The organism is Achromobacter pestifer, assembly GCF_902859625.1.
Lineage (GTDB): Bacteria > Pseudomonadota > Gammaproteobacteria > Burkholderiales > Burkholderiaceae_B > Achromobacter > Achromobacter pestifer.
The window spans coordinates 139,936-153,264 of sequence record NZ_CADIJX010000007.1 but is presented as its reverse complement, the minus strand read 5'-3'; the positions used below and the strand labels follow the sequence as shown (position 1 = coordinate 153,264).

General features: G+C 65.2%; 15 protein-coding genes. 10 read left to right on the top strand and 5 right to left on the bottom strand.

The features are described from left to right. The first annotated feature begins 11 nt into the window (after nt 1-11). Nucleotides 12-938, top strand: coding sequence for an HPr(Ser) kinase/phosphatase (gene hprK, locus HV753_RS24160; protein ID WP_006216298.1), 927 nt, complete (start codon nt 12-14; stop codon nt 936-938). Nucleotides 939-960: 22 nt separating this feature from the next. Further along, on the top strand, nt 961-2,436 hold the full coding sequence (locus tag HV753_RS24155) for an aminotransferase-like domain-containing protein (protein ID WP_175177118.1): 1,476 nt from the start codon (nt 961-963) through the stop codon (nt 2,434-2,436). Here HV753_RS24155 and HV753_RS24150 read toward each other — a convergent pair. Both HV753_RS24150 and HV753_RS24145 read right to left on the bottom strand, forming a co-directional pair. Further along, nucleotides 2,402-3,685 (bottom strand): cytochrome c, encoded by a 1,284-nt coding sequence (locus HV753_RS24150; protein ID WP_175177117.1) that lies wholly within the window; start codon nt 3,683-3,685, stop codon nt 2,402-2,404. The genes HV753_RS24155 and HV753_RS24150 overlap by 35 nt on opposite strands. An 11-nt stretch (nt 3,686-3,696) precedes the next feature. Continuing rightward, complete coding sequence (locus HV753_RS24145) at nt 3,697-4,455, bottom strand: c-type cytochrome (protein WP_175177116.1); 759 nt, start codon at nt 4,453-4,455, stop codon at nt 3,697-3,699. 183 nt (nt 4,456-4,638) lie between these two features. Here HV753_RS24145 and rapZ point away from each other — a divergent pair, with 183 nt between their 5' ends. Both rapZ and HV753_RS24135 read left to right on the top strand, forming a co-directional pair. Continuing rightward, nucleotides 4,639-5,511, top strand: a complete 873-nt coding sequence (gene rapZ / locus HV753_RS24140) for an RNase adapter RapZ (protein ID WP_175177258.1) — start codon at nt 4,639-4,641, stop codon at nt 5,509-5,511. Then, nucleotides 5,508-6,470, top strand: coding sequence for a septal ring lytic transglycosylase RlpA family protein (locus HV753_RS24135; RefSeq protein WP_175177115.1), 963 nt, complete (start codon nt 5,508-5,510; stop codon nt 6,468-6,470). The genes rapZ and HV753_RS24135 overlap by 4 nt, the downstream gene beginning before the upstream one ends. Before the next feature lie 19 nt (nt 6,471-6,489). On the opposite strand, the gene HV753_RS24130 is transcribed toward HV753_RS24135, so the two are convergent. Together HV753_RS24130 and rsmI are read right to left on the bottom strand one after the other, a co-directional pair. Then, nucleotides 6,490-7,074: a methylated-DNA--[protein]-cysteine S-methyltransferase gene (locus HV753_RS24130; RefSeq protein ID WP_175177114.1), complete on the bottom strand. Its 585-nt coding sequence runs from the start codon at nt 7,072-7,074 to the stop codon at nt 6,490-6,492. Nucleotides 7,075-7,077: 3 nt separating this feature from the next. Next, nucleotides 7,078-8,013: a 16S rRNA (cytidine(1402)-2'-O)-methyltransferase gene (gene rsmI / locus HV753_RS24125; RefSeq protein ID WP_175177113.1), complete on the bottom strand. Its 936-nt coding sequence runs from the start codon at nt 8,011-8,013 to the stop codon at nt 7,078-7,080. A gap of 66 nt (nt 8,014-8,079) precedes the next feature. Here rsmI and HV753_RS24120 point away from each other — a divergent pair, with 66 nt between their 5' ends. From HV753_RS24120 to HV753_RS24105, 4 genes are all read left to right on the top strand, one after another. After that, complete coding sequence (locus tag HV753_RS24120) at nt 8,080-8,562, top strand: YraN family protein (RefSeq protein WP_175177112.1); 483 nt, start codon at nt 8,080-8,082, stop codon at nt 8,560-8,562. 130 nt (nt 8,563-8,692) lie between these two features. Continuing rightward, nucleotides 8,693-9,286, top strand: a complete 594-nt coding sequence (locus tag HV753_RS24115) for a phosphoheptose isomerase (RefSeq protein WP_175177111.1) — start codon at nt 8,693-8,695, stop codon at nt 9,284-9,286. Then, a complete protein-coding gene (locus tag HV753_RS24110) occupies nt 9,283-10,023 on the top strand; it encodes a BON domain-containing protein (RefSeq protein WP_175177110.1) in 741 nt (246 codons plus the stop codon). The genes HV753_RS24115 and HV753_RS24110 overlap by 4 nt, the downstream gene beginning before the upstream one ends. Continuing rightward, nucleotides 10,020-10,514 (top strand): peroxiredoxin family protein, encoded by a 495-nt coding sequence (locus tag HV753_RS24105; protein WP_175177109.1) that lies wholly within the window; start codon nt 10,020-10,022, stop codon nt 10,512-10,514. Before HV753_RS24110 ends, HV753_RS24105 begins: the two co-directional genes overlap by 4 nt. A gap of 80 nt (nt 10,515-10,594) precedes the next feature. On the opposite strand, the gene HV753_RS24100 is transcribed toward HV753_RS24105, so the two are convergent. Beyond that, nucleotides 10,595-11,383 carry a MetQ/NlpA family ABC transporter substrate-binding protein gene (locus HV753_RS24100; RefSeq protein WP_175177108.1) on the bottom strand — a complete coding sequence of 263 codons (789 nt, stop codon included), beginning with the start codon at nt 11,381-11,383 and terminating at the stop codon, nt 10,595-10,597. A gap of 263 nt (nt 11,384-11,646) precedes the next feature. Between HV753_RS24100 and argB the strand changes: the two genes are divergently transcribed. Then, nucleotides 11,647-12,549, top strand: a complete 903-nt coding sequence (gene argB / locus HV753_RS24095) for an acetylglutamate kinase (RefSeq protein WP_175177107.1) — start codon at nt 11,647-11,649, stop codon at nt 12,547-12,549. Continuing rightward, nucleotides 12,550-13,296, top strand: coding sequence for a pyrimidine 5'-nucleotidase (locus HV753_RS24090; protein WP_175177106.1), 747 nt, complete (start codon nt 12,550-12,552; stop codon nt 13,294-13,296). Nucleotides 13,297-13,329 lie beyond the last annotated feature (33 nt).

The following is a 13,329-nucleotide window of genomic DNA, read 5'->3' as shown; positions in this document are numbered from 1 at the left end:
GAAACGCTGCCATGCTCACGGTGCAGGAACTCGTCGACGACAACGCCGACAAAATCCCTTTCAACTGGATATCGGGCCAAGGGGCCGCGGATCGCGCGATTCCCGATGACGGCATGGCGGCGGCTGACCTGGTCGGCCACCTGAACCTGATCCACCCGTCGCGCATCCAGGTGTTCGGGCAGGAAGAACTGGCGTACTACACGCGCTTCGACCTGCGCCGCCGCATGCACCACATGGACGAGCTGCTGATCGGCGGCGTGCCCGCGATTCTGCTGGCGGACGGCCTGACGCCGCCGCAAGATCTGGTCGACCAGTGCGATCAGCATCAAGTGCCGCTGCTGTCCACGCCGGTCGCCGCCGCGCAGTTGATTGACTTGCTGCGCATCTACCTGGGCAAGAAGCTTGCGCCCACTACGACGGTGCACGGCGTATTCCTGGACGTGCTGGGCCTGGGCGTGCTGATCACCGGCGAATCGGGCCTGGGCAAAAGCGAACTGGCACTGGAACTGATCTCGCGCGGGCACGGCCTGGTGGCCGATGATGCCGTGGAATTCTCACGCACCGCCCCCAACATGATCGAAGGCCATTGCCCGCAGTTGCTGCAGAACCTGCTGGAAGTGCGCGGGCTGGGCTTGCTCGACATCCGCACCATCTTCGGCGAAACCTCGGTGCGCCGGAAAATGCGCCTGAAGCTGATCGTGCACCTGGTGCGCGCCACGGCGCAGGACAAGTTTGAACGCCTGCCGCTGCAAGACATCACGCAAGACATGCTGGGCCTGCCCGTGCGCAAGGTGATGCTGCAAGTGGCCGCCGGCCGCAATCTGGCGGTGCTGGTCGAAGCCGCCGTGCGCAATACGATACTCAAACTGCGCGGTATCGATACGCTGGGCGAGTTCATGGAACGCCAGGCCATGGCGATCCTGCAAAGCAGCAAATGAACGCGCGTCGCCACGCGGCACCGTGAGCCTGTACGAAACCCTGGCCGCCGAGATCGCCAAGTCGATCCGCGACGGCGTATTGCGCGTGGGCGACAAGCTGCCATCGGTGCGCGACGCCTGCGCCGCTCGGGGCGTCAGCCCCTCCACGGTGTTCCAGGCGTATTACCTGCTTGAGGCGCGCGGCCTGATCCGCGCCCAGCCACGCTCGGGCTACTACGTCCATGCTCCCGCGGAATCCCTGCCGCCAGAACCGGGCGCCTCTTGCCCCGGCGGCGAATCCACCGAACTCGCGATCAGCGAACGCATCTTCGACATCCTGGGGTCCGTGCGCAACCGCGACGTCACGCCGCTGGGGTCCGCCTTCCCCTCGCCTCTGCTGTTTCCGCTGCCGCGTCTGGCGCAAGCGATGGCCGCGCACCTGAAGCGTCAGAACCCGCTGGATACCGTCGAGGACCTGAGCCCCGGCAATCCTGGCCTGCGCCGGCAGATCGCGCTGCGCTACCTGATTGGCGGCATCAACGTGCCCGCCAGCGATATCGTGGTCACCAATGGCGCGCTGGAAGCGCTGAACCTGTGCCTGCAAGCGGTCACGCAACCGGGCGACACCGTGATCGTCGAAGCCCCCACGTTCTATGGCGCCTTGCAGGCGCTTGAACGACAAGGTTTGAAGGCGCTGGAAGTGCCGACCCATCCACGCACCGGCATCGACCTGAACGCAATGGAAGCCGCCATCTTGCGGCACGCGCCCAAGGCCTGCTGGTTGATGACGCAATTCCAGAACCCGCTGGGCAGCCTGATGCCCGACGACAGCAAGCGGCAACTGGTCGAATTGCTGGCACGTCACGAAATCCCGTTGATCGAAGACGACGTCTACGGCGAACTCTATTTCGGCGCCGCGCGGCCAGTGCCCGCCAAGGCGTTCGACAAGCACGGGCTGGTGCTGCATTGCTCGTCGTTCTCGAAATGCCTGGCCCCGGGCTACCGCATCGGCTGGGCATCCGCCGGCCGCTACGCGCAGCGCGTCCAGCGCCTGAAACTATCGTCCACCTTGTCGGCGTCCGGCCCTGCACAGGGCGCAATCGCCGAATACCTGGAGCAAGGCGGCTACGACCGCCATCTGCGCCGCTTGCGCGAAACACTGCAAGCGCAGCAGGAACGCATGGCCGATGCGATTGCGCATGCGTTTCCCGCTGGCACGCGGGTGACCCGCCCTCAAGGCGGCTTCTTCCTGTGGTTGGAGTTACCTGCGGCGGTGGATGCGCTGACGCTGCACCGTGATGCGCTGGCGCGCGGAATCAGCGTGGCGCCTGGCCCGATATTTTCGGCCAGCGGCCAGTTTGCCAGCGCCTTGCGCCTGAACTACGGCCACCCCTGGGATGCCGCCCAAGACGCCGCCATTCGCGTGCTGGGTGAATTGGCGCGGCAGGCCTGTGCGCAAGCCACCCGCCCACACCAAGCCAGCGTCAGTTCAACGTCGACGCCGCGCGCGCCCGCTTGACCTCAAGCGCGGTGACACTGCCGGCCTCGTTGCCCCAGCTGTTGCGCAAGTAGGACACCAGCATGGCGATATCGTTGTCGTTCAGGATCTGTCCGAACGGCGGCATCCCATGTGGGCGGGGATTCGCCGCCGTCGCCGGCGCATAGCCGCCGTCCAGCACCATGCGTATCACGTTGACCGGAGACGGCGCCGTCACGGTAGGATTGCCCGCCAGCGCGGGCCAGGCCGTGCCACTGCCCTCGCCCTTCGACTGATGGCATTGCGCGCATTGCTGACTGTAGATCTTGCCGCCCAGTTCCATCGCGGCCGGTGCGGCCGCTGTCTTCTGCCGGGGCGTGGACGCCGGCGTGGCGGGCAACGACTTGATGTAGACGCCAATCGCCAGCGCATCATCATCGGTCAGGTGCTGCGTGCTGCCCAGCACCACTTCGGCCATCGGACCACTGGCGCTGGAATGCGCGGAAATGCCCGTCTTGAGCAAGGCAGCAATATCCGCCGCCGTCCAGCGACCCATGCCGGTTTGCATGTCATTGGTGAGCGGCGGCGCGTACCAGTCCAGCACCGGGATGACGCCGCCGGTCAGTGAGTCCGATGCGCGCGTCGCGCCCAGGCTGTTGCGTGGCGTATGGCAGGCGGCGCAATGCCCCAAGCCATCGACCAGGTAGCGCCCGCGGTTCCATTGCACCGACTGGCTCGGGTCCGCTTCCTGCACACCCGGTTTGAAATACAGCGCGCGCCACGCGGCCAGCAAGGCGCGCTGGTCATACGGAAAGTCCAGTTCAGGCGGGCGGTTGGGTTGGCTGACGGGCGCCACGCTGCGCAGGTAGGCATACAGGGCGTCGGCGTCGGCGCGTGTGACGCGGGTGTATTCCGTGTACGGAAAAGCCGGATACAGCAGCGTACCGTCCTTGGACTTGCCATTGTGCAGCGCCTGCCAGAAATCATCGGCAGTCCAGGTGCCTATGCCGGTCTTGTCATCAGGGGTGAGGTTGGGGCCGAAGACGGTGCCAAACGGCGTTGGAATCGGCGTGCCACCTGCCAGCGCCTTGCCGCCCCGGCTGGTATGGCAGGCCATGCAATTGCCCGCCAGCGCCAGGTAGCGCCCGCGTTCAATCAAGGTGGAGGCGTCGGCCGGCGCCGCGACGGGCCCGGTACTGGTGTCATCGCGCGTGCCCAGCCAATACAGGCCACCCACGGCGGCGACCCCTGCCAACAGCAGGACGCACAAGAGTTTTTTCAGCAGTTTCATGGGGGCCCCTGTCAGCGTTGCGCCTGGCTGCCGCATTCGGCGGGCAGGCGCAGCGATCCGGCGGGCTCGGCCACATAGGGCTCGACGACGGGTTGCGACGACAACCAGGCCGCCAGGGCGCCGATGTCGGTAGGGGTGAGCGTGTCGGCGATGTCCGCCATGCAGTCTGGCGCGGCAGCGCGCCGCAAGCCGTTCTTCCAACTGCCGATCTGCGAACCGATGTAGTCACGGGGCAAGCCCAGCAGCCCTGGGATAGCCGGCATCACGCCACTGAGCGCAGCGCCGTGACAGGCGGCACAGGCGGGCAGACCTCGTGCGGCGTCGCCGTGCAGCGCCAGCGTCCGTCCTGCTTCCATCGTGGCGCTGGACACCTCCGCACGCACGGGCGGCGGATACGGCACATGCTGTTCGGAAAAATACGCGGCCATCTCGCGCAGATAGTCGTCTGGCAAGCCGGCCAGCAGATGCGCCATGGGGCGGTACTGACGCCGGTCGTCGCGGAAATTCAGCAGTTGGTGGTACAGGTAGTCCTGCGGTTTGCCGGCCAGGCGCGGGTAGTAGCCGTCGGTGCCGGCCCTGCCCTGCGCGCCATGACAGGCCGTACAGGCGGCAACCCGGGCGGCTATGGTGTCGGGCCGCAAGGTGCCGGGGGGAGCAGGTTGCGCCACTGCCGACGTTGCCATAAAGGCAACAACGGCCGTCATCATCACGCGGAAAATCGCCCCAAACCGCGGCAGTGAAACACTACAAAACGAAATGAGGGCTAACATCTAGGTCGAATTCCAATCCCCCAAACGCATAACGGCGGGGCGCGTAAGTGAATCGATCAAGTATCCGGCCCCAAGCTTACGCCAGGGCAGACGAAACGGTACAGGCGCAGATTCCCAGTTTACGGCCATATCAGATGCCAACCCGCCGGCATCGTCCTGGAAAAGCGTGCCACAATCATGTCCATGTTGAAAGTTGTCCTTGTCACCGGCATCTCTGGTTCAGGCAAATCCGTTGCCCTACGCATGCTTGAGGACGCCAGCTACACCTGCGTCGACAACCTGCCTGTCCGGTTCCTGACCGAGTTCATCGCCAACGCGCGCGACGAAGGCCTGGAGCGCGTCGCCGTCGCCATTGACGTCCGGTCACCGGGTGAACTGGCGGAGCTGCCCGATGTGGTCACGGCCCTGCGCGCCATGGGCACCAGCCTGCGCGTGGTCTTCCTGGACGCCAACACTTCCACGCTGGTGCAGCGCTATTCCGAATCCCGCCGCCGCCATCCGCTGACCGACCGCCTGCAACGCGGCGGCACACCGCCATCGCTGACTGACTGCATTGCGCTGGAACGCGAGCTGCTGGCGCCGCTGCGCGAACAAGAACATGTGATCGACACGTCGGACCTGACGCCCGGCCAGTTGCGCGCGTGGGTCCGAGACCTGATCAAAGCCGACCGCGCGCCCCTGGTGCTGACGTTCGAGTCCTTCGCCTACAAGCGCGGCGTGCCTGGCGACGCCGATCTGGTCTTTGACGTGCGTTGCCTGCCCAACCCGCATTACGACCGCAACCTGCGTCCGCTGACTGGCCGTGACGAGCCCGTGGCCGCCTGGCTGGCCGGATACGAACAGGTCGGCTTGATGATCGACGACATCGCCGGCTTCCTGAACCGCTGGCTGCCGATGTACACGCAAGACACCCGCAACTATCTGACCGTGGCGATCGGCTGCACCGGCGGCCAACACCGTTCTGTCTATGTGGTCGAACAGTTGGCGCTGCGCTTTGCCGACCACGACCCCTTGCTGGTCCGCCATCGCAACCAACTACCCGCCGAATCCGCATGACCCTGTCCCGCCCGCTACACCTGATCCTGATGCTGTTGCTGGCCATTGCCGTGGCCGGCTGCTCCTCCACCGGTGGACGCAAGAAGGGCGGCGGTTATTACAAGGACGACGGCCCGGACGCCAATCCGCCGTCCAACCTGGACCAGGTGCCCGACGCGGTGCCTCGCATCGAACCCTACGCCAGCGGCGCCAACCGGCCCTATGTGGTGTTCGGTCAGCGCTATGTGCCCGACACCAGCGGCCAGCCGTACAAGCAGCGCGGCACTGCGTCCTGGTACGGCAAGAAATTCCATGGCAATTCCACGTCGATCGGCGAGTCCTACGACATGTATGCCATGACGGCCGCCCACACGACGCTGCCGATTCCCAGCTACGCGCGTGTCACCAGCCTGGTCAACGGCAAAACCATCATCGTGCGGGTGAACGACCGCGGGCCATTCCATAGCGACCGGATCATGGACCTGTCCTACGTCGCGGCGTACAAGCTGGGCATCATCGGGCCGGGAAGCGGTCAGGTGGTCGTGGAAAGCATCCAGCAAGACGAGATCCGGCGCCTGGCCTCGCAAGGCACCCCGGCCGGAGCGGCGCCCGAACCGGTATCCGCCACGGGATCGCTGCCAGTGGTGGCGCCAGTGGCCGCCTTGCCCATCGCATTGACCGCCGAGCCGCTGCCGGGCCCCGCGCCCGGTTCCGCGCCCGTGCGTCAGGCGCCCTCTGGCGGCGTTGGCAATGTCTATCTCCAAGTGGGCGCGTTCAGCCAGCCGGCCAACGCCCAATCCCTGGTCGCCCGCATCAATTCGCAGTTGGGCGCGGCGGGGGCTCCCCCCGCCCAGGTGGAACAATCCAACAACCTGTACCGGGTCAGGATTGGTCCCTACCCTGATCGGCAAAGCGCCTTGAACGCCGTGCAACTGGTGTCGGATCGCATCGGCATCCTGCCGAGTCTTGCCACGCAATAAGCGCGGCCGACCGGGACGCCTACCAGGGCAGCTCGGCCTGGCCGTCGCACACACGGCGCGCGCGCGGGTTGCGGCTGACGTAGCGGTTGCCCTCATGCGCCAGCAGGGCCTGCTTGCGCGGCAATCCGCCGCCGAATCCGGTCAGTGCGGTATCGGCACCGATCACGCGGTGGCAGGGAATGATGATGATGATGGGATTGCGACCCACCGCGCCGCCCACCGCCTGGGCCCCCTTGGGACGCCCCACCGTGCGCGCCAGATCGCCATAACTGGTCAGCTTGCCGAAATCCAGCGCGCACAGCGCGTGCCAGACCTGATGCTGAAACGTCGTGCCGACAGGGTCCAGCGCCACGTCGAACCCCTGGCGCTTGCCCGCGAACCATTCCTCCAGTTCGCGACGGGCCTGCTCCAGGATGGGATCGCTTTCCGTATGCGTCCAACCGTCGGCCGCCGGCAGTAATTCCTGATCCGTGAACCACGCGCCGCGCAAGCCCTTGGGGCTGGCGACCAGACGCAAGTCACCCAGTGGCGTGGCCATATCGCGATAGCTGAGGGGTTCGAGAGGGTCGGCGGGCTTGTTCGACACCACCGTTGAATACACCATGCCTTACTCCGACGACTTCTTGCGGGCCAGCGCCCGGTTGTACAACACGTCGCGCGCCACGCCCGTGACCTTGGCGGCCACGCGGGTAGCGTCGCGGACGGACATCGATTCGAGCAGCGCGTCCAGCAGCACATCGGTGCGCGGATCGGCTTCCTCGTCGGTTTCCTGCGCGGCTTGCGCGTGCACGATCAGCACGAATTCGCCTTGCTCACGATGCGAGTCGGCCGCCAGCCAGGCTGCGGCTTCGCCCAGCGTGAGCGTCGCGATCTCTTCAAACCGCTTGGTCAGTTCGCGCGCCACGGTCAGTTGCCGGCCAGGACCGCAGACTTCCAGCAGATCCGCCAAGGTGGCGGCCAGCCGGTGCGGCGATTCAAACATCACGATGGGCGCGGGCAAGGCGCACCACGAGCGCAACCAGCGCTGGCGGGCCACGGCCTTGGGCGGCGCAAAACCGGCGAAGGCATAGGCCGGATTCTCGTCGGTGGTGACGCCGCTGCCCATCAACGCGGTGATCACGGCGCTGGGCCCCGGCACCGGCACGACCGCAAAGCCAGCCTCGCGCACGGCGCGCACCACGCGGGCACCCGGATCACTGACCGCGGGCGCCCCCGCATCCGACACCAACGCCACGCGCTGACCTTCGGCCAAGCGCGCGCAGATGGCTTGGGCGGCGGCGGCCTCGTTGTGGCGGTGGGCCGCCATGAGCGGCGTGCTGACGCCCCAGGCGTCCAACAAGGTCCGGCTGGCGCGCGTGTCTTCGGCCGCGATCACATCGGCGCGTTGCAGGGCATGCCAGGCTCGCAGCCCCAAGTCGCCCAGATTGCCGATCGGCGTGGCCACGACGTACAAGGTCGACGCGGGCCAATGCTGCCCGGCCACGCGCTCGGCAACGCGGCTCCAGGCATCGCCGGCAGGCGAGGGTGAGACATTTTGATTCATTGCAGCCCACTGACACGGAAAACCATGTCAGTGTAGCCGCCAATGCCCGCCCCTTCGGAGCCCGTCATGACGGACGACACCTTGCGCCTGGCCTGCGAACTGGCGCTGGCGGCCCGGCGCCGCGCGGACAAACGCCGCCGACGCGCCCGTCAACGCGCCGCGCCGGACGACGCGCCCGTGCGCCGTTCGCCCATGCAACGCCGTGGCGACCTCCACGAAGACGCCGCGTTGCGCCTGCTGCTGGCCCGGGGCCTGGTGCTGCTGGCGCGCAATCTCTGGACACGCGCAGGAGAGATCGACCTGGCCATGCGCGACGGCGATACGCTGGTCTTCGTTGAAGTCCGTGCCCGCGGCCGGTCCCGCTACGGCGGCGCCGCGGCCAGCATCGACCACGACAAGCAGGCACGGCTGGCCCGTGCCGCTGCGTACTGGCTGCCGGAACTTGCCCGGCGGCATTGGTACGGGAAGTGGCCCCCTGCCCGCTTCGATGCCGTCGTCTTCGAGGCCGGCCAGCCGCAGTGGCTGCGCGGCGCGTTCTCACTGCCATGAGGCTGCCCGCATGAAACCGCGTGCGGGCAAGCTCCTGCCCGGCACGGATCAGCCTCCCCGGTTACCGCCTGCCGAAGTGTCGTTACGCCTGGACAGAACAGGGCCTCTGCACCGTGAGATAATCGCGCCCATGGATATGACCTCTCGTATGACGTCGCACTTTCGCGACGCCATGGCTGCCTGCGAACAAAGTATGAACGTCCTGGCCGAACCGCTGGCAGTGGCGGTGGACGTACTATTCGGCGCCCTGGCGAACAACGGCAAGATTTTGGCTTGCGGCAACGGCGGTTCCGCCGCTGACGCGCAGCATTTCATCGCCGAACTGGTGGGCCGCTTTGAACGCGAGCGCCTGCCGCTGGCGGGCATCGCGCTCAATACCGACACCGCGATCCTCACCGCTGTCGGCAACGACTACGGTTTCGACGAGATCTACGAGCGCCAGGTCAACGCCTTTGGCCAAGCCGGCGACGTCCTGGTGGCGATTTCCACCAGCGGCAATTCCCCTAACGTGGTCCGCGCCATGGAAGCCGCCAGTGCGCGCGAAATGCATGTTCTTGCCGTGACGGGCAAGGGCGGTGGCGTCATGGGGGAACTCATTACGCCCATGGACGTCCATCTATGTGTTCCCAGCGATCGCACGATGCGGATCCAGGAAGTCCATATTCTGCTGCTGCACGCACTGTGCGACGGCATTGACGCTCTTCTGCTTGGAGACACCGAATGATTTCTGACGTCAGAACCGCAACCCGCCCCCTGATGCTTGCGGCCGCCTTGTCCACCGTCGCGCTGTCGCTGACGGCCTGCGCGCCCCTGATCGTGGGCGGTGCCGCCGCCACCACGGCGGTCGTCGTCACAGACCGCCGCACGTCCGGTATCCAGCTTGAAGACCAGAACATGGCGTTCAAGGCACAAAGCCAGATCTCGCAGAAACTGGGAGACACCGCCCGGGTCAACGCCATGGCCTACGGCGGCCACCTGCTGCTGACGGGCGACGTCCCCACCGAGGAAGCCAAGAGCCAGGCCACCGCCATCGCGCAAAGCGTTGAAAGCGTCAAACAGGTCATCAATCAGTTGAACGTGGGCCCGATTGCCTCGTTCGGCACGCGGTCCAACGACACCTGGCTGACCTCCAAGGTCAAGACCGCGCTGATCAACACCAAATACGTGCCGTCCGGCACCATCGCGCTGACGACCGACCACAGCGTCGTCTACCTGATGGGCAAGCTCACCCAGGCCGAGGGCGAGTACGCCGCCAACGCCACTGCGGATGTCGGCGGCGTGGCCAAGGTAGTTAAACTGTTTGAAACGATCAGCCGCGAAGAAGCGATCCGGCTGTCCAACAGCAGCACCAAGAACAATTCCACGGAATCCAAAGCGCCCATTGAAAGCGGCGCCGGCGCGGCACCCAGCGACAACGCGGCCGGCACGAGCAACGGCGTAGAAGCCATGCCCATCAAATGAAAAAAGCCATCGTAGCCTTGGCCGTCCTGGTGGCGGTCGGCATCGGCGCCTGGTTCGTCTGGCGCCCTGCCCAAACCGCACCCGACGTGACCTTCACCACGCTGGAAGGCAAGACCTTCTCAATGCAGGACCTGCGCGGCAAGGTCGTGCTGGTCAAGTTCTGGGCAACCAGCTGCGTGACGTGCGTGAAGCAGATGCCGGAAACCATCGCCGCTTATAAGCAGTACGCCAGCAAGGGGTACGAAGCCGTGGCAGTCGCCATGGATTACGACCCGCCCAACTTCGTGCTGAACTTCGCCGAACAGCGCAAGCTGCCCTTCCCCGTGGCGCTGGACACCAAAGGCGACATCGCACGCGCCTTTGGCGACATCCGCCTGACGCCGACGGCATTCCTGATCGATAAAAAGGGCCACATCATCAAGCGCTATCTGGGCGAATACGATGTGGCTGAATTCCACGCCACCGTGGAAAAGGCCCTGGCTGCGGGCTGATCGCCAAGCCCCGCGCCGCGCGCCAAAGAAAAACCGCCCGTCGACCGGGCGGTTTACTTTTGGGGGTTCAAACCGGATTGTCAGAACGCCGGGATCACGGCGCCCTTGTACTTTTCCTGGATGAAAGTCTTCACGGCAGGCGAGTGCAGCGCCTCGACCAGCTTCTTGATGCCCGGCGCGTCCTTGTTGTCGCTGCGGGTCACCAGGATATTGGCGTAAGGCGAATCGGCGCCTTCGATGAACAGCGCGTCTTTCGTCGGCACGAGACCCGCTTCCAGCGCGTAATTGGTGTTGATCAGCGCCAAGTCCACGTCATCCAGCGAACGCGGCAGCATCGCGGCTTCCAGTTCGCGGAACTTCAGCTTCTTGGGGTTCTCGACCACATCAGCGGCGGTAGCCAGGATGTTGGACGGGTCCTTCAGCTTGATCACGCCCTGCTTTTGCAGCAACACCAGTGCACGGCCGCCATTGGACGGGTCGTTCGGAATGGCAACCGTGGCGCCGTCCTTGAGCTCGGACAGGCTCTTGATCTTCTTGGAGTAGCCGCCGAAGGGTTCGACGTGAACCAGGGCCACCGGCACCAGCGTCGCCTTGCGATCCCGGTTGAAGGAATCCAGGTAGGGCTTGTGTTGGAAGAAGTTGGCGTCCAGCTGCTTGTCGACCAGTTGCAGGTTGGGCTGCACATAATCGCTGAACACCTTGATGTCGAGCTCCACGCCTTGCTTGGCCAGCTGCGGTTTCACCACTTCCAGGATCTCGGCGTGCGGCACCTGGGTCGCGCCCACCACCACTTTTTCAGCGTGGGCGGCATTGGCCGCCACCAGGAAGGCCGATGCCACGAGGGCAGAGCGGACAAAGTTCAAACGCATGTGTTGCCTCTTATAGGGATAAAAAAGGGGGCCGATGTCCACCCGGATGCGGATTCACCCCCTTTTGCGGGGCGCCGCGCTCTCGAAAACGCCCCCAATTTACCTGAATGCCGGTTATTTGTCGGGCATATGGACATAGGTTTTAGGCATATGAAACGTGTGGGTACTACAATCCGTCGTATGCTTGCGCTACCGCGTCCCGAACGCGATTTTGTGCAGGCATTTTTTCTAACCACTCATACTTAGTTGCCGACTTAGCTGCCATGACCGACACCCCCGACCCTGCTGCCGTTTCGTCCCCCGCTGTCAAAGCCGCTGTGCTGTCTGAAGCACTGCCGTATATCCGACGATTCCACGGCAAGACCATCGTGGTCAAGTACGGCGGCAACGCCATGACGGAAGAGCGCTTGCAGCGCAGCTTCGCGCACGACGTCGTGCTGCTCAAGCTGGTGGGACTGAACCCGGTGGTCGTCCACGGTGGCGGTCCTCAGATTGACGACGCACTGCGCCGCATCGGCAAGCAAGGCACCTTCATCCAGGGCATGCGCGTGACCGATGCCGAGACCATGGAAGTGGTCGAATGGGTGCTGGGCGGCCAAGTCCAGCAAGACATCGTCATGATGATCAACGAGGTCGGCGGCAAGGCCGTGGGCCTGACCGGCAAGGACGGCGGCCTGATCCAGGCGCAGAAGAAGCTGATGGCCAACAAGGACAACCCCAACGAACCGATCGACATCGGTTTCGTGGGCGACATCACCGTGGTCGAACCGGCCGTGGTGAAGGCCTTGCAGGACGACCAGTTCATCCCCGTGATCTCGCCCATTGGCTATGGCGAAGACGGCACGGCCTACAACATCAACGCCGACGTTGTCGCCGGCAAGATGGCCGAAGTGCTGGGTGCTGAAAAGCTGCTGATGCTGACCAACACCCCGGGCGTGCTGGACAAGGCCGGCAAGCTGCTGCGCAGCCTGTCCGCCCAGACCATCGACGAACTGTTCGCCGACGGCACGATCTCGGGCGGCATGCTGCCCAAGATCTCCTCGGCGCTGGACGCCGCCAAGAACGGCGTGAACTCCGTGCACATCGTCGACGGCCGCGTGCCGCACTGCCTGCTGCTGGAAATCCTGACCGATCAGGGCGTTGGCACGATGATCAGCTCGCACTAAATGCCGGTTCAGCGTCAATTGCTGCGGCCGGCGGTGCGCTTGCGCCGGTCGCGACGCACGGCCACGGGCGTTTCCGAACGCCTGTGGCTGTTTGATCTGGACAATACGCTCCACGACACCTCGCACGCCATCTTTCCCAAGATCGACCATGGCATGACCATGGCCGTGGCCGAAGCCCTGAACGTGGACATCGACACGGCCAATGCCGTGCGCCGACAGTATTGGAAGCGCTACGGGGCCACGATGATCGGCATGGTGCGGCACCATGGCGTGGACCCTCACGCCTTCCTGCACCGCAGCCACGACTTCGACGTCAACCCACTGGTGCGTGCCGAAAAGGCGTTGGCCTACAAGCTGCGCCAATTGCCGGGGCGCAAGGTGCTGCTGACCAATGCGCCGCTGCACTACGCCCGCGCGGTGTTGTCCCGGCTGGGCATCCTGCGCCAGTTCGATAGCCTGTGGGCCATCGAGCACATGCGCCTGCATGGTGAATTCCGGCCCAAGCCGTCGCCCGCCCTGTTGCGCTATGTACTGGCCCGGGAAGGTGTGCCGGCGCATCGTGCCGTCCTGGTGGAAGATACGCTGGCCAACCTGCGCGGTGCGCGCCAGGCCGGTGTCCGCACCGTGCATGTCTACCACCCTGGCACCCCCTTTTCCCGAGGCCGCGCGCATCGTCCGGCCTACGTCGACTTGCGGGTAAACTCCGTCAGTGATTTGTTGTTACGCCGGCGTCCCCTACGGGGATAGCGGCGCGCTCCTCCCCCCCCATTCACCGTCAAG